The 21,713-nt window shown below is 47.5% G+C and carries 15 protein-coding genes and 1 pseudogene; 1 reads left to right on the top strand and 15 read right to left on the bottom strand.

What is annotated here, in order from left to right:
* Position 1 precedes the first annotated feature (1 nt).
* The 3 genes from KJI95_RS12600 to kdsB form a co-directional block, all read right to left on the bottom strand.
* On the bottom strand, positions 2–1,216 hold the full coding sequence (locus KJI95_RS12600) for a capsule polysaccharide biogenesis protein (RefSeq protein WP_214507553.1): 1,215 nt from the start codon (positions 1,214–1,216) through the stop codon (positions 2–4).
* Positions 1,213–3,249 carry a capsule polysaccharide biogenesis protein gene (locus KJI95_RS12595; RefSeq protein ID WP_214507552.1) on the bottom strand — a complete coding sequence of 679 codons (2,037 nt, stop codon included), beginning with the start codon at positions 3,247–3,249 and terminating at the stop codon, positions 1,213–1,215. The genes KJI95_RS12600 and KJI95_RS12595 overlap by 4 nt, the downstream gene beginning before the upstream one ends.
* 366 nt (positions 3,250–3,615) lie before the next feature.
* Complete coding sequence (gene kdsB / locus KJI95_RS12590) at positions 3,616–4,392, bottom strand: 3-deoxy-manno-octulosonate cytidylyltransferase (protein WP_214507551.1); 777 nt, start codon at positions 4,390–4,392, stop codon at positions 3,616–3,618.
* Between the two features lie 85 nt (positions 4,393–4,477).
* Here kdsB and KJI95_RS12585 point away from each other — a divergent pair, with 85 nt between their 5' ends.
* Entirely contained in the window at positions 4,478–6,064 is a 1,587-nt protein-coding gene (locus KJI95_RS12585) for a glycosyltransferase family protein (RefSeq protein WP_214507550.1), read from the top strand.
* 112 nt (positions 6,065–6,176) lie between these two features.
* Here KJI95_RS12585 and KJI95_RS12580 read toward each other — a convergent pair whose 3' ends face one another.
* The 12 genes and pseudogenes from KJI95_RS12580 to rfbA all read right to left on the bottom strand — a co-directional run bounded on the left by KJI95_RS12580 (position 6,177) and on the right by rfbA (position 21,662).
* Positions 6,177–9,254, bottom strand: coding sequence for a glycosyltransferase (locus KJI95_RS12580; RefSeq protein WP_214507549.1), 3,078 nt, complete (start codon positions 9,252–9,254; stop codon positions 6,177–6,179).
* A 352-nt stretch (positions 9,255–9,606) separates the two neighbouring features.
* Positions 9,607–10,497, bottom strand: a complete 891-nt coding sequence (galU, locus tag KJI95_RS12575; RefSeq protein WP_214507548.1) for a UTP--glucose-1-phosphate uridylyltransferase GalU — start codon at positions 10,495–10,497, stop codon at positions 9,607–9,609.
* Between the two features lie 174 nt (positions 10,498–10,671).
* Positions 10,672–11,838 (bottom strand): nucleotide sugar dehydrogenase, encoded by a 1,167-nt coding sequence (locus KJI95_RS12570; RefSeq protein WP_214507547.1) that lies wholly within the window; start codon positions 11,836–11,838, stop codon positions 10,672–10,674.
* A 178-nt stretch (positions 11,839–12,016) separates the two neighbouring features.
* A pseudogene (locus KJI95_RS12565) lies at positions 12,017–12,886 on the bottom strand (sugar phosphate nucleotidyltransferase).
* Entirely contained in the window at positions 12,883–13,284 is a 402-nt protein-coding gene (locus tag KJI95_RS12560; protein ID WP_214507546.1) for an FAD synthase family protein, read from the bottom strand. The pseudogene KJI95_RS12565 and the gene KJI95_RS12560 overlap by 4 nt, the downstream one beginning before the upstream one ends.
* Positions 13,281–14,555, bottom strand: coding sequence for a discoidin domain-containing protein (locus KJI95_RS12555; RefSeq protein WP_214507545.1), 1,275 nt, complete (start codon positions 14,553–14,555; stop codon positions 13,281–13,283). Before KJI95_RS12555 ends, KJI95_RS12560 begins: the two co-directional genes overlap by 4 nt.
* A gap of 131 nt (positions 14,556–14,686) precedes the next feature.
* Positions 14,687–15,919: a glycosyltransferase family 4 protein gene (locus KJI95_RS12550; RefSeq protein ID WP_214507544.1), complete on the bottom strand. Its 1,233-nt coding sequence runs from the start codon at positions 15,917–15,919 to the stop codon at positions 14,687–14,689.
* A gap of 7 nt (positions 15,920–15,926) precedes the next feature.
* The gene (locus KJI95_RS12545) at positions 15,927–17,804 is read right to left on the bottom strand and encodes a glycosyltransferase (protein WP_214507543.1); all 1,878 of its coding nucleotides are present in this window, start codon (positions 17,802–17,804) and stop codon (positions 15,927–15,929) included.
* Positions 17,805–17,824: 20 nt separating this feature from the next.
* Entirely contained in the window at positions 17,825–18,901 is a 1,077-nt protein-coding gene (rfbB, locus tag KJI95_RS12540; protein WP_214507542.1) for a dTDP-glucose 4,6-dehydratase, read from the bottom strand.
* Positions 18,902–19,173: 272 nt separating this feature from the next.
* The gene (rfbD, locus tag KJI95_RS12535) at positions 19,174–20,076 is read right to left on the bottom strand and encodes a dTDP-4-dehydrorhamnose reductase (RefSeq protein WP_214507541.1); all 903 of its coding nucleotides are present in this window, start codon (positions 20,074–20,076) and stop codon (positions 19,174–19,176) included.
* 72 nt (positions 20,077–20,148) lie between these two features.
* The gene (gene rfbC / locus KJI95_RS12530; protein ID WP_214507540.1) at positions 20,149–20,694 is read right to left on the bottom strand and encodes a dTDP-4-dehydrorhamnose 3,5-epimerase; all 546 of its coding nucleotides are present in this window, start codon (positions 20,692–20,694) and stop codon (positions 20,149–20,151) included.
* Positions 20,685–21,662 (bottom strand): glucose-1-phosphate thymidylyltransferase RfbA, encoded by a 978-nt coding sequence (rfbA, locus tag KJI95_RS12525; RefSeq protein ID WP_214507539.1) that lies wholly within the window; start codon positions 21,660–21,662, stop codon positions 20,685–20,687. Before rfbA ends, rfbC begins: the two co-directional genes overlap by 10 nt.
* Between the last annotated feature and the right edge of the window lie 51 nt (positions 21,663–21,713).

The following is a 21,713-nucleotide window of genomic DNA, read 5'->3' as shown; positions in this document are numbered from 1 at the left end:
ATTAGCTTGCCGCTGATACTGCTTTTTCCTGCTGTTTTTGGGCCATCCTGCTGGATATCTGTTTGGCAGTGCTCTGCATCCCTTTGTAAAAGCAGCCATTAACCTGAGTTTCATGCAGAAATGCCGTTCTGACAGCCGAAAATACCTTCATATCAACCGGACTTTGTTGCTGCCAAAACTTCGATAAAGGCTGTGAGCTTGTGAGGCCAGGAATGTCATACAGCGCTTTACCCAGGCACTTAACCGGCACCTTGTGCAGCAATGCCGAAAAGCCCACAGTGCTGTTAACGGTAACCACTCCCTTAAGCAGGGGATATATCTTTGGCAGTGGCAGCATATAGCCGTAATCAACCCGGGTTTCCAAGCCCAAATCCGCTTTCAACCTATTGATTTGGGGTCCGTAATCCACGTAGCCACGATCCATGGGATGATGCTTGATAAGCAACCTGTCCTGGGGTTTGGCATAACGCGCAAAAGATCGGATCACCTCTTCAATCACGGTGGCAACATCATTGAAATTGGAGTGATGACGGATTTGAAAATCTTCAGACACCTGCAGCGGCAGCAGGAAAATGCGTCCCTTGTGGGCCTTCAGCGCCTGTAACAGCGCCGCATCGCGCTGCTTATGGGTTATTTTGATCCAGCCACTTTTAAGCCAACCCTTGGTTTCTTCGACAATAGTCCACGGCCTGTGGTCGACAAAATGTCGGTATCTCACCCGCCCGAGCAGCTTGTTGACATGGTAGCGTGTGGCATACCAGGCTCTTGAAGCAAATGACTTGCCCACAATGACCTGGTACTGATACTCGTGACTCGGGCGGTAGCTTGCCAGATTGCTTCGCAGCGGGAACAAGGGGCTGTTGGCATTTACGCCGCCCAATTCCATGGTAATAAAATCCGGGCGCAGGTAGCCCTCTTCCAGCGCCCAAAACGCGATGCCTGCACTACGGCACACCTTGGCAGCAACCTGATGGTAGGCGCGGCAATCACCATAAACCACGACCGCATCAATCTGATGCGCTTGGCAAAACTCAGCAAAAAAGTCACGCCAGTATTTTAGCGGCTGCTGAAAGCGGACAAGCTGAGCCTTGGTCGACCAGCACTCATCGCCGCCATTAAAGCAAAACTTGTAAACGGTGTGGCCGTCGTCAATCAACTGATTGCCAAGAGTTTGAAAAAAAGGCCCTAACGGTCCCTGAAGTAATACAAGGTTCATCTTTTTCTCAGCGCTTCAAGCAAATAACCAAGTTTAAGTTGCCAACGGTTCCAGCGGGATTGCTGCTGAACTGCCGATGCTTTTTGCCCGGCAAACTTCTCAATCATCCACTCGGGTCTGGCGTAAAGGCCACTGCCCCAATCGATATAAATCGGGTATTTGACCAGCGTAATAAACACCAGCGCCTCAAGGCTAAGAGGCCGCAATCTGTCGCTGGCAGGATAGCGGTCAGCCGTCAGCCCCCAGCCAGCATAAAAAGGCTGGCCCCAGGTCACGACAGAAACACCGCGCAATAAGGCTTCAAACCCTGACAGAGATGTCATGGTGTGCAGCTCATCTATGTGAGGGTACAAATCGGCAAGGGTGACATCGGTAACATACTCATCCACACACGCTGCCACGCACTCAGGCGTCAGCTTGCCTTCACGGTTACCTGCCACCACATCCGGGTGCGGCTTGTAGATAACCCAGGCATCGGGATTGTCCTTGCGCACAGCCCACAGCAATTCCTCATTGCTCTTAATCACAGGGCTGCCGGTCAGCGTTGAGGCATCACCATCGACCTGGCCAACAACCAACACCCTTTGCCGTTCGTGATTGCCGGCCACATAGGCAGCACGGCCACTCAGGTTGTACTTGTTAATGTCGGCGCTCACCAATTGCTGCACCAGCAAGGCTCCACGGCGCAAGTCCTCTGGTGTCAGGCAATAGTCATTCAAGAGGCGTCTTAGCCGATTGGGGCGCTGGGCATTGAAGTACATGCTCTCATCATCGATAACCACCGACGATGGCCTGCAAAGATTGGATCCCAGGCCCGCAGAGCGGATAAAACCATCCTCAATCCGCAACACCTGTTCAAGCTCAGGAAAACGATTGCCCCAAACCAGCAGTTTGTCATCGCGCTCAACTGATCCAGGAGGACGGCTGACAAAGCGAACCCGACACGCCAGATGGCGGCAAAAATCGCCGATAAAGGCTTGTTTCCACAAAGAGAAACCGAGCAAATATAAGGTGTTGTAACTGGGCAGCCCCAACTGCTGGGCACGAATAAGCTCGATGGCCTCTTCCACCTCACAGGCACGGTTCAGCACCGGATGGAAATACTTGGGATAACGCACCAATGCCGCATGCAGCAGCTGCTCGATAAGGATGCCCTCTGGCGCGGCCTCACGCCGCCTTGGGCATGATTTACTGTCCTGTGTCAGCCCCCAGCCAGCATAAAAAGGCATACCAAAGCAAAATACCGGCTTGCCAAGGAGCAAGGCCTCAAAGCCCAGCTGGGATGTGAGCGTGAATACCGCCTCAGCGGCAGCAATAATTCCGTGGGGATGACAAGGCGCGGCAAACCATACCGCATCCTTGAGCAGCTCGTGGTCGCGAAGACTCGACAGCAAACTGGATTTGTTGCCCTGAAGCGTGTCGGGATGGGCGCGGATCACCAATCTGGCATCGGGAAAGCACGCTTTTGCACGACTGACCATGGCTAAGGCGTCGTCGCTGCCGACCTGGCCACCAATCAAAGATTGATCGCCGGCAACCTGGTCAACCAAAAGCACGTAGGCTGAGCCATTCAGTAAAGTCGTCAGTTCTTCAGGGCAGTGACGATGGGCAGATGTAGACGGGTAACAGTTGTATTTGGTGATACCAAACTCAACAATCTGAGCCTGCAAACGACGGCTGCGCGCCAACTCAGCCTCTGACAGGGAAACGGGGATCAGCAACTCCAGCTGCGATGGCTGATTGCTGTCATAGTAAATGCCCACATCGTCTTTGATGATGGCAACCGAGGTACCACCACTGGCAGGATGGCCGCTATAGCCAATAAAGCCATCTTCCAGACGGGCAAATGGCACGCCCCGGCGCGCCGCAATTTCGGCCATGCGGCGACTGGCGGGCTTATTGCCCCAACCCACATACACATCACCGGCTTTGGGCGTATGCCAACGGGAGAAACGAGCCAGGGAGACATTGAGACATTTCTGCAGCGTGAGCCTGCGGCGCCAAATGCCTGCAGAATTTGTATATAAAGTCATCAATTCTCAAGAGTTGCACTAAAGTTTGGCCGCGATAATAGCAGCAACCCGTGATGAATTCATGTTTTTACTCTAAGGAAGGTGCGAACAGGTCCCCGCACAGCTCTGGCTGAAATCATGACGCCAGTCAAAGCATTCAAGTGAAGGCATACTGAAGCAGAATTACACCCACATGGTGTTGTTAGCAAAGCCCCGCTGGGCGTGACTTACAGCGGCATCTGCTACGCTACCTGCTTTCAACATCAAAGCGCTTGCGAAGGACTAGGGCCATTCGCTGCACGCCGTGCCTTGCATCTATCCGCCGTAAGCTCACGCAGAGCAAGCACAAGACCTATTCGCACCTTCCCTTAAGAAACACACTTTCCGTCAGCGAGATAAATCCACTGGCGGCGCAAACTTGCTGCTTATCTTGAGCAAATCTTCCAGGGTATCCACCCCATGCTCCGGCATACCATCAACCACCGCCACCTGAATATGCACGCCATTGACCAGCGCACGCAGCTGCTCAAGGCTTTCAAAACGCTCAAGCTCACAACCGTCCCAGCACTGATAGTCAAACAGCGTTTGCACCCGATAGGCATAAACACCGATATGACGAAACCAGGGAGTATTGGCAGTATCTATGGTCAGGCCGGCCAGACCATCACGCACGTGCGGGATGGCCGCACGGGAAAAGTACAGTGCCTTACCGCGGCTATCGAACACCACCTTCACGATATTAGGGCTGGCCACATCGTCAAGCTTCACCAGCGGACAGGCCAGCGTCGCAATACCGGCGCCAGACTGGTCGAGCACCTTAGCCGTAGTCAGTATCAGCTCAGGCGCAAGCAAAGGCTCATCGCCCTGCACATTCACCACTATGTCGTCACTAGACCAGCCCATGTTCTGCGCCACCTCGGCCAGGCGGGATGTCCCCGACACATGGTCGCTGCGGGTCATCTTCACCAGCGCGCCAAACTCACTCGCAGCCTCAAAAATACGCGCATCATCGGTCGCAATAACAATATCCTGCGGCGTAACCCCCGTCTCCAGCGCCCGTTGATAAGTGTGCCAAAGCATAGGCCGACCATTTATCAGCGCCAGAGGCTTGCCCGGAAAACGGCTGGAAGCATAACGGGCGGGAATAACAATTTTAAAGTTCATACAGACCCTTATTAATCTAACCTCGGGAGATCAATCTCGCGTGGACTCAGCACCAAAGAGCAGAACAACCGCATGGATATCCGTTATGGTAACCTTGTTGGCAGACGGACATAGCAGCCATAAACATGACTGCCGCGCAATCGAGTGCCTTGTCAGAGAAGGTGGAATTTTTGATTGCTCGCTTATCCCGTCTCTTGATAGCATTCCGCCTCCACAACGGCCAGACGGTATAAGCATGAAGATTCTCTTCGTTAATTTTTCCAAAAGAGGACTCAATTACTATGCTGACGCATCGGTGCGCTATCGCTGTATCTATCCCTCAGAATATTTTAATTCACTGGGAATCAAAACGCATGCGATAAATATTTCGCAAGTATCAAAAATCAATCTATCAACTTATACCCATGTAATCTGTCACCGCCCACAACATGGACGAGGACTTATCAATCTCCTTCGCTTGGCCGACCAGTTAAATTTTAATATCTACGCTGACATTGACGATTATTTATTCTCTCCAAATATGGAGAAAGAAAGCCCAGCCATTCTTTCCGGGAAGCTCAGCGTAGAAGTCATTAAGAATTCTGCCGACAATTATTTTAAAGCACTTAAACTGTTCCCACACATTATCTGCTCGACCCAGCCACTTGCTGACAAAGTTCGGCAATCCATGCCAGAAAAGCAGGTATCCGTGTGTTTTAACAAGCTGCCTAAAAGGCATATTTTTAACAGTCCAAACATATCGGATAGCATTCGATTCAACAAAAAAATAATCCGTTACCTCCCCGGCACGAGCCATCACCAACACGATTTCGACCTGATAAAGCCCTGGTTGGAAGATATTCTAATTAAATATCCACAAATCAAGTTTGAGCTGATTGGTGACATCTCATTGGGAACACTCGCCCAACACACAGAACAAGTATCCTTCAAGAAGTCGGTTCAATTCGAAAACTTAACCGCACTCATTGCCGACTCCTGGCTTACCATTGCGCCGTTAGTGAATAATGACTTTAATTTATGCAAGAGCGGGCTAAAGGGATGGGAAAGCGGCCTATTGGGGATCCCTGTTATCGCGTCTCAGTTGCCGGATATGCAAAGAATGAATTGCGAGGGAGTTTGTATTTCAGACTCAATGGCTGAGTGGACAACATTTTTGGAAAGGATGCTTGACTATTCCAGTTACCAACATGCCTCCGATATGATATACAAAGCATCAACTCTAGCCTTATTCGACAGTATTTCAGATGAACGCCTGTCTGTATTAAATATTTACGGAGTTCATGAAGAAACCTTGAAATATTCAGAGGAGGAATGGCTTCTCGATGCGCAACTCGCAGCTAGATTTGGATATTCATGGCCAGCGACAATGCTGAATCCATGCCACAAACAGCATAAAGAACTGACTGAGTTAAAAGAAAAAACAAAACCGTGGATAATAAGTTTTGATAGCCAGCACATCGATTGGACAAAAATCTCTTCGGAATCGAAAAGTGAGATATTAACTCAGCTTTCTGCTAAAGCAGAATCGGCAAGCATAGTTACCATGTCGAACATTGAAAAACTGTTCAGAAAGACACGTAAACTGCTTCGCTCACCTCAGCAATTTTGGCTGGACTCGAAAATTTTCAATATAATAAAGGAAACTCTCCAGGCGGAGAAAAGCAATAAGTAAGAATAAAAATAAGTCAGATGCGAATAAGTCAAATTCTTGCTCTGTGTTAAGCTACAGCAGATACATGTTAATCTATGGCATAACTTATTCGCACGTTCCTAAAATCTCAAATTTACACTGCTCGAAACGAAAAGTCCTCATGGGTTAAGGTTAGATTCGGATTATAACAAGGATCGCGTTGCAACTTATCACCCCAGCGATTTTGCATCCAGGTGATCTCTGTCGAAAATCTCGCCTTTTTTTCCGGCGTATCCTCAAAACCACGACTCACGGATTCATGATGAATCATTTCCGCAAAAGGCGTCCATAAATTACGGTAGCCAGCATCCCTGACTTTAAGACAAAAGTCCACGTCATTGAATGCCACCTTTAATTCAGGCTCAAGACCACCGACCTCAAGATAAACGTCCTTTCTCACCAGCAAGGCCGCAGCGGTCACAGCCGAGTAGTTTTGCACCAGACTCAGGCGTGAATGGTATCCATAATGTTGTTTGCCAAAATACTTATGACTATGGCCGGCAATGCCGCCAATCCCAAGAATTACGCCAGCATGCTGAATACGGCCATCGGGATAATATAGCTTCGCCCCCACACAACCGATATCAGGACGAGCGGCCTGGCTTACCATCTCTTCTAACCAGTCTTCATTCAGAATCTCAATATCATTGTTGATTAATCCAACAATGCTTCCCCTTGCCTGATTAACCGCCATGTTATTCATAGCTGAAAAATTAAATTCATCATCGAAGTCAATGATGCTGGCAAGGCGATTTTCTTTCAGTTCATTGAAATATGCCAGAGTCTTGGGGCAACAACTCTGATTATTAACGATCAAAACTTCAAAGTTAGGATAGCGCGTTAAACGGTATATGCTGTCAACGCATTGCTTAAGCACTTCATAACCATCGCGGGTCGGGATAATTAAACTAACCAGAGGCTTAGGTTCTGGCACAGGCCAGCGCACCCGGTAACAGTTGTTTAACTGATGTTCATCAACCAAGATACCCCTTCCAACGGGCTCAAAGAAATTCTTTAACGCCGCAACCCCCGCCTTCTGGGTGTAGCGCTTTTCACTGCCACTCAGCGCGGTTGAACCCTGTATTGCACGCCAGTGATACAAAATGGACGGAATATGAACGATTTCGTCATCTTTTACTTTGGCAATGCATCGCAGCAGCAGATCATAATCCTGGCTACCTTCCACACCGGTTCTAAAACCACCCACAGCCCGTATCAGTGACGTTTCAAGCACGGTGAAATGACAAATATAGTTGTGCGAATAAAACAAATCACGATTCCAATCAGGTTTAAAATGAGGCTCACTCCTCTGCCCTGACTCATCAATTTTATCCTCATCGCTGTATATCACCCGGGCGCTTCTTTGGCGGTTAAGGGTCTGCACCACCGACAGCAAGGCATCGGGTGCCAGGCAGTCATCATGATCAAGCAGCCCGACATAATCCCCACTGACCAAAGCAAGCGCGCTGTTGCTTGCCGCTGAAATGTGGCCATTCTGTTCCCTAAAACAGACCTTAATCCTGTGATCTTTTTTGCTGTATTGCTCCAGCAACGGCCTCACATGCCCGGCGGTAGAAGCGTCGTCTGCGATGCAAAGCTCCCACTGGGGATACGACTGACCAACGACCGATTCAATTGCAGCGATAAGGTATGCGTCGCTGATGTTATAGGTCGCCATCACCACCGAAATAACCGGCCTGAAAGGCAACGACGCGATAATGGCTGCAGCTTCACCCGCCGACAGTGGCGGCGACTCATGCACAGAGCGCCACTGGTCATAGCTCATACGCGGCCCAGCAGGCTGAAAGCACTGCTCATACAACTGCAACCACTGCCTATCAGAACACCCCTGATTAACGGCAATACCACGGGCAGTCAGCTTCTTGTGCATCAACTTACGGGCAAATCCCGGCGTCAGCCGCTTCAGAGAAAAGTGTTCAACCGATAAAAAGCAGACTTGTTCAACCGGGTCGAATCGGATACTGAGGGGCTTATTTTTAAAATACACGACCCGTTTGGCCAGCTTACCCGATGTTAACGGCAATACAATGGCCTGCGCCTCAACAAAGCCACTGCCATAATCTACATAGAGTTTTGCCTCCAAGCGTGCCAGAGAGCTCTGCAGCTGTGCAGACAACATAAACCAACCTTCACGAAACCCACCCAAGGGTTTAAGCCTGAAGCCGGGGTCCTCCCCCACCACACGCCACTGATACTTACCGCCAACCCGCAACAGGTGACTGACAGGCTGCAGTTCAAACAGGGGCGATGGTGCAACCTTGCTCCATAACCTAGCCCCACGGCGGCCTAACCAAGGCAGCAAGCCCGAACCACCTTTATGTCGCGCCAAGGTTGCCAATATGCTGTCCACTTCCTTACTCAGGGCTGGCAGCCAGGGCTTCAGCCAATCACAGGCTTCGTCATTCAGATCATGCTGGCTAAAAAACTCATCCAGCCGCTGAACATTCGTGGTGGCGCGGCCCCGGGGTTGTTTGCGATTTTTAAACTCTTCATAGGATTTAATCACGTAGTGATTAACCCTAAGCCGGTCCCAGCTCACCCTCGCACTCATACCTTCAGGATGCTTGGCATCAAACACCATCTCAGTCCCGTCAGCATACACATACTGCCCGTTATTCAGTGCTGCCTTATGGGGATTCTTCATAAATCGGCAACTGCCGGGTTTGACCAAGGTCTTGATATGACGATTTACACCCAGAGATTTCAATGCTCGTTGGGTAAATCGCTCAGTCACCAACTCGGGGCCCGCCTTTTGCTGGCCTGACGAGCCGAAAACAGCCCAGTTCATGCCAATGGCACCAACCTGTGGGTCTTTGCTCAAGGGGGCCAGCACATCGCGCACAGACCAACCCGGCTCAGGCACAATAAATTCATCGGCATCGATAAAGGCTAACCAGTCAAGTTCGCGGCCATAGGTGTTCAGCAGGCGATTATAGGCCGGTAACTGAGGCGCACTGTCCTTAGGTGTTGGAAACCGTAAGCAGGTAATTAATCCAGCATGGTGCAGCGCACTAAGCAGCTCAGACGAACCATCATCGCTCTCATTGTCTGCAATATAAAAGCGGTCAAAGCCCATCAACCGATGAAAGGCGAGCCATTCAATGATGTAGGGATGTTCATTTTTGAAGATGGCTGCTATGCCTAAAATCATGCTGGATACCTGGAAACCACTGCTGCGCTTACACCGCCGCGGCGCAACGCTTTAAAAAAGAGGGGTATATTACTGTGTGTAAACAAAATTAGTAGTTGTTTTTCGGGTGTTCGGCCCACTCGCTTTGAGCTCCAACGAAGGAAAGCAAGGCACAATTAAGCATTTTCACCACGGAGCGCTTCGCGACGCAAAGAACGCTGCACAAAAAGAACAGAGAAAGCGAAGAGAAGCTTGCTGCTGTTACCTTCCTCTGTGCCTGTCTGTGCCTGTCTGTGCGCCTCAGTGTTCTCTGTGGTGTATGCTTTAAGCGCTTTTTAACGGCACTCGCTTCTGGACCGTCTTTATCTCAGCTTCAAATAGTCTGCTTTGCTTGGTCTGCAATCAACCGACGCAAAGCATCCGCAGTATCTTTATGTCTCAGGCCATATTCGATATTGGCCAGCATATAGCCTGCTTTACTGCCACAGTCATGGCTTTTACCCACTATGTGATACGCCTCAGTGGTGTGGCTTTGCATTAATGCAGCAATCGCATCTGTCAGTTGAATTTCACCGCCAGCGCCAGGGGCGGTGTTGGCCAGCAATGGCCAAATCGCCTTATCGAGCACATAGCGACCTGTCACAGCAAGGTTCGACGGAGCCTCTGCCAATGCAGGCTTTTCTACAACGGCAGTCATAGGTTTGGATTGGCCAGCAGTAAGGGATTCACCGCCACAATCTGCCACCCCATAGCTTGAAACCAATTCTTGCGGTACAGGCTCGACCATAATCTGGCTGTGGCCAGACTCTTTAAAACGAGCCACCATCTTCGCAAGGTTGTCCTGCTTCAGGTCGCTATGGTATTCGTCCACAATCACATCTGGCAGCAATACCGCAAAGGGTGCGTCGCCGACTACACCTCTGGCGCAGTTTATTGCATGCCCAAGCCCCTTGGCCTCGCCCTGGCGCACATGGATGATAGTCACCTCAGGTGGGCATATCGCCTGCACTTCTTCAAGCAGCTGCCGCTTTACCCGCTTCATCAAGGTTGCTTCCAGCTCAAAACTGGTATCGAAGTGGTTTTCAATGCTGTTTTTACTGGAATGAGTCACCAGCACAATTTCTTTAATGCCAGCAGCTACCGCTTCGTTCACCACATACTGAATAAGTGGCTTGTCTACTATGGGCAGCATTTCTTTAGGAATTGCTTTAGTAGCAGGCAACATACGGGTGCCGAGGCCGGCAACGGGAATAATGGCTTTCATGAAAAATCCTGAAATAATCTGGTTCAGCGTTTAGGGAGCATAAGTATCACTCCCCACAAGCCGCACCAATGGAAAATAAAAAAACTCAAGTCAAAAAAACAAGCTTGAATGCTGTCAGCTTTCTCACATTCTAGACGGGCACTTTTCACCTACCTGGCAGCGAGACGCCCTCAATCAATCCGAGCCAAACAGATCCCGGGTATAGACCTTGTCCCGCACGTCCAGCAGTTCATCTACTAAACGGTTTGCCACGATGACATCGCAGTCGGCTTTAAAGCTCGCCAGGTCTTTATACACTTTTGAGTGGAAAAACTCGTCTTGATGCAGCACAGGCTCGTACACCACTACCTCAATGCCTTTCGCCTTGATGCGCTTCATAATTCCCTGAATCGCCGAGGCGCGGAAGTTATCCGAACCGGCCTTCATGATGAGGCGATAAATCCCTACCCGCTGTGGATTACGCTTCACGATAGAGTCGGCAATAAAGTCCTTGCGGGTAGTATTGGCGTCCACAATGGCACGGATCAGGTTATTGGGCACATCCTCATAGTTGGCGAGCAGCTGCTTGGTGTCCTTCGGCAAACAATAGCCACCATAACCGAATGATGGATTGTGATAATGACTGCCAATGCGCGGGTCAAGCCCAACCCCTTCAATAATCTGGTGGCTATTGAGGCCATGGGTTTCAGCGTAGGTGTCAAGCTCATTAAAGTAAGCCACCCGCATCGCCAAATAGGTATTGGAAAACAGCTTAATAGCTTCGGCTTCACTGCTGTCGGTAAAAAGCACCGGCACATCTTTTTTAATCGCCCCTTCGGCGAGCAGTTTTGCAAAGGTTTCGGCGCGCTCACTGCGCTCACCCACAATAATCCGCGACGGGTACAGGTTATCATGCAGCGCCTTACCCTCGCGCAAAAACTCCGGCGAAAAGATAATGTTATCCGAGGCAAAAGCCGCTTTAGCTTTTTGGGTATAACCTACGGGTACGGTCGATTTAATCACCATCACAGCGTTCTTGTTAACCGACAGCACCTTACCAATTACCGTTTCGACAGAGCGGGTGTTGAAGTAGTTGGTCTCTACGTCATAGTCAGTCGGGGTGGCAATAATCACAAAATCTGCATCGCGATAGGCCGCCTCCCAGTCCAGGGTTGCTGTCAAATTAAGCGGTTTTTCTTTCAAAAACTGCTCAATTTGGGCGTCATGAACGGGTGAAAGGCGGGCATTAATCATGGCCACTTTTTCTGGCACTATATCGACAGCGGTGACTTCATGGTGCTGCGCTAATAACACTGCATTAGAAAGACCGACGTAACCTATCCCAGTAATTGCAATCTTCATTGAAGTAACTCTTACTAATCAATTATGTAATCTGGCCACCTGTGTCTTCGAGACAATAGAAGGGAAAGGTAAATGTAAAACATATTCAAAAGATTTAATTTCAACAACGGTTAAAGCGAAAGTGTCAATATTCTATTAAGTTGACGCTGACGTATCTTAATTGTTAAAACGTTTACAATCATACATACCCGTTCATGCTATTTTTCGAGCGACCTGACACTGCTACCGCAAAAAAACCGTGCAATGCATCTGCAGCATCTTTATGGCGCAAGCCATATTCGATATTGGCCAGCATATAGCCTGCTTTACTGCCACAGTCATGGCTTTTACCCACTATGTGATACGCCTCAGTGGTGTGGCTTTGCATTAATGCAGCAATCGCATCTGTCAGTTGAATTTCACCGCCAGCGCCAGGGGCGGTGTTGGCCAGCAATGCCCAAATCGCCTTATCGAGCACATAGCGACCTGTCACAGCAAGGTTCGACGGAGCCTCTGCCAATGCAGGCTTTTCTACCACGGCAGTCATAGGTTTGGATTGGCCAGCAGTAAGGGATTCGCCGCCACAATCTGCCACCCCATAGCTTGAAACCAATTCTTGCGGTACAGGCTCGACCATAATCTGGCTGTGGCCAGACTTTTTAAAACGAGCCACCATCTTCGCAAGGTTGTCCTGCTTCAGGTCGCTATGGTATTCGTCCACAATTACATCTGGCAGCAATACAGCAAATGGTGCGTCGCCGACGACACCTCTGGCGCAGTTTATTGCATGCCCATGCCCCTTGGCGCACATGGATGATAGTCACATAGGGTGGGCATATTGCCTGCACTTCTTCAAGCAGTTGCCGCTTTACCCGCTTCATCAAGGTTGCTTCCAGCTCAAAACTGGTATCAAAGTGGTTTACAATGCTGTTTTTGCTGGAATGAGTCACCAGCACAATTTCTTTAATACCAGCAGCTACCGCTTCATTCACCACATATTGGCTCAGCGAATTATCGATGATGGGCACGTACGGGTGCCGACGCCAGCGACGGGTATTATGGCTTTCATGATTGCTTCGTGCTACTGATTATTTCAATCAATTCAGTTGTTGAAACTGACGGAGTTCTGGGTAAATACACAACCTCGCAAATATCTTTAAGATAATCAAATTTACCTTTCCAGTCGTCACCCATAACGAGAATATCTGCATTGTACTTCAAGATATACTCTCTCTTTAATTCAAGAGATTCCTCTACAAAGCAAAAATTAACATACCTGAGGCCATTAATTATTTTAATTCTGTCACTTTCATGATAGACCGGATATCGCTGCTTTTTGCTGAAATTCAATTCATCACTTGAAACTCCAACAATTAGCTGATCTCCTAAAGAGGCCGCGCGTTGCAAAATATTAACATGACCAACATGAAAAACATCGAAAGTACCGAAAGTAATAACGGTTATCATAATAGCTTCTCGTATAAAAATTTAAAACTTCGATATGCGTTCGACCAATCAAATCTCCATAATGGATCAGGGACCCTCCAGTTATTATCATAATTAGCATCTAGCACAACTTCTGGGTTTGATGGTAAAAACATAGGGAACTCGTCTACGTAAAACAGTTTTGTAGGCAGAATGTCATTAGCCAAGATCGATTTTCTTGAAAATGGATTCATACTACAAAATCCATCTTCTATGAAACCGGTAAAAATATCGACACTAGTCCCATTTGGCATTGTGCACCACAAATGGGCTTCGTTCGAAAATTGAACCTCACACCCTTTATCAATCAGTAGGTTAATAATTTGTATTCTTTCTTGAAGAATTAGCCTCTCATCAATTTCATTACTTATATAACAGATGTCAACATCATCATCGTGGTCAATAAATTTTCCATCTCTAACTATTCCTAAAAGCGTCCCTGAAGAAACAAACGCCGAGATATTAAATTCATTATTGAACCAGGATAAAAGAGTACTTAACTCTGAATATATTATATTTTTCTTAATGTCAGAAGAAAAATTAAATGTCTCAACAAACCCATGAGAGCACAATGCAACATTATATTTTTCGACTAACTTATTTACTAAAGTATAAACATGATTTCTACAGGCATCACTATCTTTAAAATATCCCTTGTCACTTAGAATATTTGAGATCTTAGTTGGTATTAATAGATCTGATTCGAGGAAAGCTATAACCAATTTATTCTCTGCTGTATTTGGAACTTTTTTAACGTTCTCAAGGGCATCGTATATATTGGTCCACTGCGATAAATTACTAGATATATCTACTTTCAGACTTAATGCCCTTAGGTAAAATTTATCATCGCGATTGAAAATTTGAATCTCTTTTACTTCCTTTAATTCACCTAGATCAATAAAAAACCAAGGTGAGTGCTCATTTTTCGTATGAAATCCACAACCTCCGTTTGGATGTCCATTTAATAGATCTATCCCAGCATGTTTTACATCATCATTGAAAAAAGAACTTATCTTTGTTTGAACACTACTAAGTATTGGCTCCCCATTAACATCAAATATTTTTATAAAGTCCAAATGAAAACAAGTTTCTATTTGCAAACTCAATAGTAAAAACCTCATCTCACTGTTAACATTTAGTGTGAGAGGCGTATTACTTATTACACCTTTGAAATGAATGCTCGGATTTTCATTCAAAATATCTATAGCAATGTCATAGGATTTGTTTATTTCATCTATTGTATACTGAGTCATGTTTAGGCCGATCTAAAAAATTTAAAAACTCATCATTTACAGTGATAGGCTAATATATGGATATATTTGCCATCCATTTTAACTCACCATATATTAAATTCAATTAAAACCATGTCAGAAAAACCTTACCTTTATGCAATAGCTTCATCATGTAATTCTCTGCATTTTCTTATAGTCAAAGGCTTCTGAATTTTCTGACATAATGAATCAAAAATGCATCCATTGATGCTATTTTCAATTTTCTTAGCCAAATCCATAGCATGCCGTGCTCTGAAATGAATCCCTGTTTCACTATCTATAATCTTCTCTGCCATTCCACCAATATCACTACAGATAATCGGCCGACCATGGTTAAAGGCTTCCTGAATAACAATCGGTGAGTTCTCCCACCAAACTGATGGGATAATCATCCAATCGGTCGCTTCCATTAATCGACCTATTTCATGGGATTCATAAGAGCCATGCATAGTGACTAGATCACCTAAGTCATCCAGCAGTTTATTAATCTTCTCCTGAAATTCTGGCGTTTGGATTTCCAGGTTGGCGCCATGAATATCCAAGTGCACTTGCTGTTTGATATCCTCAGGTAATAGATTAAAGGCTTCTAACAGTACATCAACGCCTTTGAATGGGTTGATTTGGCCAAAAAATGCGAAGCGTCCACGCACTTCGCCTTCGGCCAACGGCCTTGGCGCCGGAGTTTCTACCTCTGGCTGGCCATTCTCAATCATGACCATTTTGCTTTCAGGGATCCCCCAGGCTTTGTATCGGTCAATCAAGAAGTAACTTGGTGAGATAAAGATGTCAACGAGTTCAAATATCGATTTTATATATTGTTCCCGTAAAAAGAAATCCGCTGGACTACGTTCAGGGAAGCAACGAGCACACTCTGCGGGTGATGATTTATAGCATAGCTTCATTTGCTTGCCGGGCTTCACCATTTGGCCGTTATTGGCACAGATAGCCAAGTATTCATGCAGTGTCAGTACTATTTTACAATCAGGTAGGGTATTTTTTACTTCCCTGATCAACTCCAGCCCCATATGAATATAGTGGTGAAAATGTACGACTGTTGGTTGATAACGCTTTAACAGCGCTCTGAAGTCTTGCCATATGTGCTTTTTATGCCCGGATTGGAACAAAAAGAAATCTGACATATAGGTGTGAAACAATATTTCCCGGTCAGAGTTGATGGTCGAGAATGCCGAGCCACCATGAGATGGCTTGTCTGTTCTTGCCAGAAACAAAGTGTCTATACCCTGATTTTGGTATTCCTTAAAAAGATTATATGCCGCAACTTCAGCACCACCTTTGCTATGATCAGGATGACCATGGGCAATAATTAATATTTTTTGTTTTTTCATGATATTTTTATGCAACAAGTTCTTCGATCAATTTACCCCAGCGTTGTGTATGTTGCCAGGCATTATATAGAGTGATTTTGAATTTCCAGTCACGGTTCTCAAACAGATCCTGTGATTGCCGTTCAAGATGATAAAGTTTTTCATTACCCAGTACATAATGTTTATAACCCATACTTCTTAGCTTGAGGCATAGGTCTGAATCTTCAAAGTCACCCAATACGTAAGTCTCATCCAGTCCACCTACTTTCAAGTAAAGGGATTTTGAGATAAACATGCATGCCCCGGTGACGGCGGGAGACTCCATTTCCGTTTTTACGTCAGCTAACCACTCGGGAGTGCCTTTGCCAGGGTGTTGATTAAGCCAAAGATCACCAAATTCAGGCGCTTTAACAAAGCTCATACCCAAGTGCTGGATGCTGCCATCATCAAATACCAGTTTGGGTGCTACTACCCCCAGGTCTTTTAGCTTATGCTGTGCATTCTCTATACGGCTGAGCCAGCCCGGCTGGCTGGGAATAATATCGCTATTAAGCAGAACCAATTGATCAGTTGTAGCATATTGAGTTCCTAAATTGTTGGCCCCTGCATAACCAAGATTTCGACCGCCATAAATGACTTTAAATGATACTGGGAACAACTTACTTGTATCATGGCAAAAAGGGATAAACTGACTATAGAGTTTTGGATCGTCCAGAACATAAATAAGCTCTGTTTTGTCAAAATCCGGGTCTTTAGTAAACTGCACTACTTGATGCAGCAAGAAATCATATCGTCCATATAAGGGGACTATAATACTTCGTTTGGGATTGGTTATTGTTTTTCCAAATTGATGCACCTCAACCATTGGAGTGCCCAATAGTTGTTTCCTGTTATCCCAAAGTGCGGTAAGCGCTGGGCCTATATGTGTTGTCATGACTTCTTGATAGTCAGGTCTGCCTACGTGGAAGTTAACTAATACTTGCTGACTAGGCAGGGTGATATCATCTCTAACATTACTTTGTTTTATTTTAATTATCGTTATAACGCCAAGCTTAGTAACAAACACCATTTCCAGCGAAGAGTGTTCGATAAGGTGTGGCATTTCAATCCAGGCAAACAAGCCTGCCTGGTAAGAGCTTTGTGCTTTTCCTGGAAAGGCATCTATTACGTCTTGCCTAGGATATCTTGCGCTTTTGAACACCAAATTTTCGCTGTAACTAGCATCCTGCGAACGGACAAATATACCGGCAAGGGTTTGCTCAGGATCAAGTAGCCACCCAGAAATAAATACTCCATGTCCAGGAATCGCAAGTACATTATCAAGATTCCACTCTATGCGCTCTCGCAAAACATGTGCATCAGCTACTTTTAACCCAGGGAGTTCAAATACCTTATCACCAACCATTGAATGCAAAACTGACATTAACTTGAGACGTTCTTCACTGCGCCAAGTGATACAGTGCCCAAACAACGTTTCACCAGCGATGGGAACGAAGGGAAGCAGAGGAACCGTTTTATTGCTATCATCAGAGTATATGACTACTTTTAATTTGTCAGGGCTCGGTTCAAATTCGAATGACCAGTTAGCAACAATCGCAAATCCCCAACGCTTACGGTTATCTGAATACGAAAAATGTTTGTTCACATCCAGTCTGGTTGAGCGAATAACTTCAAATTCGATATTTTGACAGTTTAAGTTTTCAAATTCTTCATGTTCTTCATTGAAGGTAATATCAAAACTAATGTCTTCGATATCCGGGTGGAATGCCCAACCCTGGATAATTATGTGTCTATTCCCCAGCTTTCCGCAGCTGTCTATCCAAACCTGAATATTCTTAATATTAGATACTGGCAAGTTTGATTTTTTTTTGTTCAGTTTATTCAAAATTTCTTGTGCTGTAATCATTTTATATCCGAAGTGATAATCTATTTGGTTAGTGGCTGCCACCACGCCTGATTATTCAAATACCACGCAACAGTCCTTCTGATGCCGGTTTCAAAGCTTTCGGCTGGTTGATAACCCAGCTCTTTGGTCGATTTAGTTGGGTCAATGGCATAACGGCGGTCGTGGCCGGCCCTGTCTTCGACGAAGGTGATTAGAGACTCAGCCTGCTGCGCCATCGCGGCCTCGGCGGCTGGATACAGTGCTGCCAGTTCTGGATTAGTGGCAAATGCTTCATTCATCAGCTTACAGACCAACTTAACGATATCGATATTGGCCCACTCGTTAATGCCGCCGATGTTATAACACTCACCCAGACGGCCCTTTTTAAGCACCAGTTCAATACCGCGGGCATGATCTGTCACATACAACCAGTCACGGATCTGTTGACCATCGCCGTAAACCGGCAGCGGCTTATTGGCCAAAATGTTGGTGATAATGAGCGGGATCAGCTTTTCCGGAAAATGGTATGGCCCGTAGTTGTTGGAGCAGTTAGAAGTGGTCACCTCAAGCCCATAGGTGTGATGGTAAGCACGCACCAGGTGGTCGGATGCCGCTTTGCTCGCCGAGTAGGGCGAGTTGGGCGCATACGGGGTCTCTTCGGTAAAGGCCGGGTCGGTCGGGCTTAAGGTGCCATACACTTCATCTGTGCTGACATGGTGAAAGCGGTGGGGCAATGGCGACTCGCCTTTGGCCTTGGGGGCGTCAATCCACACTTTTTTGGCAGCTTTCAGCAGGCTGTAGGTGCCGATAATATTGGTTTCGATAAAGGCATCCGGGCCTGAAATCGAGCGGTCTACATGGCTCTCGGCGGCGAAGTGCACCAGAGTATCGATACCGTGGTCGGTCAGCAGCTGTTCCACCAGATTGGTATCGCAGATATTGCCGTGCACAAAGTGGAAGTTGGCCTTGTCAGCTACAGGCTCCAGATTGGCTTTATTGCCTGCGTAAGTCAGGGCATCCAGAACAACCATTGTGTCCTCGGGATGCTGCGCCATCCAATAATGTACAAAATTGGCACCGATAAAACCGGCACCACCGGTAACGAGTAACTTACTCATTTTAAATCCTTTAGTTTAGTTCGTTCGCTGCGATCACTTCGACAGTGAGAGCGCAACATTGTTTATGCGAGAGCGGCCTGCGGCCTTCGAGAAGACGATAGCGTTCGCTGCGCTCATTTCGAGGGCGAGGGCACAAAGCGAAGCTTTTCTAAGAGAGGTTAGGTTTTAGCTTTCTGCTTTTTTTCGCTTTCTGCGCTTTCTGCTTTTTATCGCAGCCAGCTTTGCTGGCGCTCTCAAAGCGCAGCGGCCTCGAAGAGCCGAAGGCTCGCTCTTTAAAGTGATAGCGCTTGCATCATTTTTTGCAGGCTATCCCGCCAGTAAGGTGCGGTAAACCCAAGCGAGTTTTGTATGGTACCTGTATCCATCACGCTGTAGGCTGGGCGCGTGGCCGGGGTCGGGTAGTCTGCTGTAGTGATGGCATTTAACGGAATTGCTTTATCAAGCAGGCCCTGTTCTATACCGATTTCCTGAATAGCGGCAGCAAACTCATACCAGCTGATACCCTGGTTGCAGTTATGTCCAGCGGCGCTGCCATCTGAATAGTGGAATATGCCGTTAACGTCAGACTGCAATGCCAACTGCCAGCACACCCAGGCCAGATTACAGGCCCAGGTAGGGGTACCTCTCTGGTCGGCAACTATGCCCAGCTGCTCACGTTCTTTCATCAGCCGCAGCATGGTTTTGACAAAGTTGTTGCCGTGGCTGCTGTATACCCAGGAGGTGCGAACAATGGCATAACCGGCCTTATGATCAACAGCCAGTGCCTGCAGCACTTGCTGCTCGCCCTGCAACTTGGAATCACCGTACACACTCAATGGCGCGGTTGCATCCTGCGGTAAATAAGGGCGCTGCGCTGTGCCATCAAAAACAAAGTCGGTAGATACATGTACCAGTCGCGCATCATTCTCGCGGCAGGCTGCTGCCAGATACCCCGCGGCATCGGCATTCACCCGGTAACATTGTGTTTTGTCTGATTCGGCTTTATCTACCGCGGTATAGGCTGCAGCGTTTATCACTGCATCGGCCTTAAGCTCAGCAATCACACGCCGCACCGCATCAGGGTTGGTGATATCAAGCTCGGCTGAGCCGGTAAAAATAGCCTCGACGCCGGCAGGCACAGCGCGCTGAAGTTCGAACCCCAACTGGCCATTACTACCTGTTATCAGTATTTTCATTTGTAACCTTGAGTTTAAGCACGACCTCGCCTTCGGGAAGGCGAGGTCGTAAAGCGAAGCTTTACTGACGTCTTAGAATGTATCCGCTTCACTGAACGGCTTACCGTTCTTGTCCTTTTCTGACAACAGCGGTGGCTGGCCGTCAACCAGGGGCCATACGATCCCTACGTCCACATCGTTCCACAGCAGGCTGCGGTCAAACTCGGGAGCATAATAATCGGTGCACTTGTAGACGAACTCGGCGGTTTCACTCATAACATAAAAGCCATGGGCAAAGCCTTCAGGAACCCAGAGCTGGCGTTTGTTTTCGGCTGAAAGCTCCACCCCGACCCATTGACCAAAGGTCGGGGAGTTTTTACGCATATCGACCGCAACATCAAATACACAGCCCTGCACCACACGCACCAGTTTTCCCTGGGTATGTTGCATCTGATAATGTAGGCCGCGCAGCGTACCCTGACCTGACTTTGAATGATTGTCCTGTACAAAGGGCTTGCCGCCGGTCAATTCATTCATCAGGCTGGCACGGAAGGTCTCCATAAAGAAGCCGCGCTCATCGCCGAATACCTGAGGCTCGACAATTTTCACATCGGGTATGGCGGTGTCGATTAAACGCATAGTAATACCGGTTTGTTGAGCTGATGACTGCGGACTGGATTTTTGTTGGGCGATGGCTGAGATGCCAACTGCAACACACTGAGCAAATACTGTCCATAGCTACTTTTTTGATACTTGATAGCCTGCTCTCTCAGTTGCTGGGCGCTGATTAAGCCCAGGCGGAAGGCAATTTCTTCCGGGCAGCATATTTTGAGCCCCTGGCGCTTATTAATAGTCTGAATGAACATGCTGGCATCAAGCAGACTGTCGTGGGTACCTGTATCAAACCAGGCGGTACCGCGACTGAGCAGTTGCACCCTTAGCTCATTGCGCTCCAGATAAACCTTATTTACATCGGTGATTTCCAGCTCACCCCGTGGCGAGGGTTTGATGCTCTTGGCAATTTCAACCACCTGATTGTCGTAGAAATACAACCCTGGCACCGCGTAATCTGATTTTGGATTTTCGGGCTTTTCTTCCAATGACAAGACGTTGCCTTCAGAATCAAACTCCACTACGCCGTAATCTTTGGGATTGTTAACGTGGCAGCCAAAGACCAAAGCGCCCTGCTGATCGCACGACACAGCCTCCAGCATTTCCCGCGACATGTTATGGCCGAAAAACAGGTTATCCCCCAGGATAAGGCATACAGGCGCGTCGCCGATAAAGGCTTCGCCGATAATAAAGGCCTGTGCCAAGCCATCCGGCTTTGGCTGTACCGCATACTCGAGCGATATTCCCCACTGACTGCCATCACCGAGGAGCTTTTTGAACGCTTCTTGCTGGTCCGGTGTGGTAATGATCAGAATCTCTCTGATCCCCGCCAGCATCAGGGTGCTGAGCGGGTAATAAATCATGGGTTTATCGTACACAGTCATCAACTGCTTGCTGACTGACTGGGTCAGAGGGTACAACCTGGTCCCTGATCCGCCAGCGAGTATAATTCCTTTGCGCCTGACCGGCGTTTCGCTTTTGGCTATTTCAATCATTGTGGGTCCTTACTTTACCTTGTTACTGGGGGATAATTTGTTAGGTGCGCT

Origin of the sequence: Shewanella jiangmenensis, assembly GCF_018596335.1 — a bacterium.
Lineage (GTDB): Bacteria > Pseudomonadota > Gammaproteobacteria > Enterobacterales > Shewanellaceae > Shewanella > Shewanella jiangmenensis.
This window is presented reverse-complemented; position numbering and strand designations above follow the sequence as displayed.

What these genes read in the sequence shown, in the direction of transcription:
- rfbD (WP_214507541.1), bottom strand. Translation starts at nt 20,076, where the DNA reads ATGAAAATACTGATAACAGGTAGTAATGGCCAGTTGGGGTTCGAACTT.
- kdsB (WP_214507551.1), bottom strand. Translation starts at nt 4,392, where the DNA reads ATGAACTTTAAAATTGTTATTCCCGCCCGTTATGCTTCCAGCCGTTTT.
- rfbB (WP_214507542.1), bottom strand. Translation starts at nt 18,901, where the DNA reads ATGAGTAAGTTACTCGTTACCGGTGGTGCCGGTTTTATCGGTGCCAAT.
- KJI95_RS12580 (WP_214507549.1), bottom strand. Translation starts at nt 9,254, where the DNA reads ATGATTTTAGGCATAGCAGCCATCTTCAAAAATGAACATCCCTACATC.
- rfbC (WP_214507540.1), bottom strand. Translation starts at nt 20,694, where the DNA reads ATGCGTTTAATCGACACCGCCATACCCGATGTGAAAATTGTCGAGCCT.
- KJI95_RS12550 (WP_214507544.1), bottom strand. Translation starts at nt 15,919, where the DNA reads ATGAAAAAACAAAAAATATTAATTATTGCCCATGGTCATCCTGATCAT.
- galU (WP_214507548.1), bottom strand. Translation starts at nt 10,497, where the DNA reads ATGAAAGCCATTATTCCCGTTGCCGGCCTCGGCACCCGTATGTTGCCT.
- KJI95_RS12560 (WP_214507546.1), bottom strand. Translation starts at nt 13,284, where the DNA reads ATGATAACCGTTATTACTTTCGGTACTTTCGATGTTTTTCATGTTGGT.
- KJI95_RS12595 (WP_214507552.1), bottom strand. Translation starts at nt 3,249, where the DNA reads ATGACTTTATATACAAATTCTGCAGGCATTTGGCGCCGCAGGCTCACG.
- KJI95_RS12600 (WP_214507553.1), bottom strand. Translation starts at nt 1,216, where the DNA reads ATGAACCTTGTATTACTTCAGGGACCGTTAGGGCCTTTTTTTCAAACT.
- KJI95_RS12555 (WP_214507545.1), bottom strand. Translation starts at nt 14,555, where the DNA reads ATGACTCAGTATACAATAGATGAAATAAACAAATCCTATGACATTGCT.
- KJI95_RS12585 (WP_214507550.1), top strand. Translation starts at nt 4,478, where the DNA reads ATGGTAACCTTGTTGGCAGACGGACATAGCAGCCATAAACATGACTGC.
- rfbA (WP_214507539.1), bottom strand. Translation starts at nt 21,662, where the DNA reads ATGATTGAAATAGCCAAAAGCGAAACGCCGGTCAGGCGCAAAGGAATT.
- KJI95_RS12545 (WP_214507543.1), bottom strand. Translation starts at nt 17,804, where the DNA reads ATGATTACAGCACAAGAAATTTTGAATAAACTGAACAAAAAAAAATCA.
- KJI95_RS12570 (WP_214507547.1), bottom strand. Translation starts at nt 11,838, where the DNA reads ATGAAGATTGCAATTACTGGGATAGGTTACGTCGGTCTTTCTAATGCA.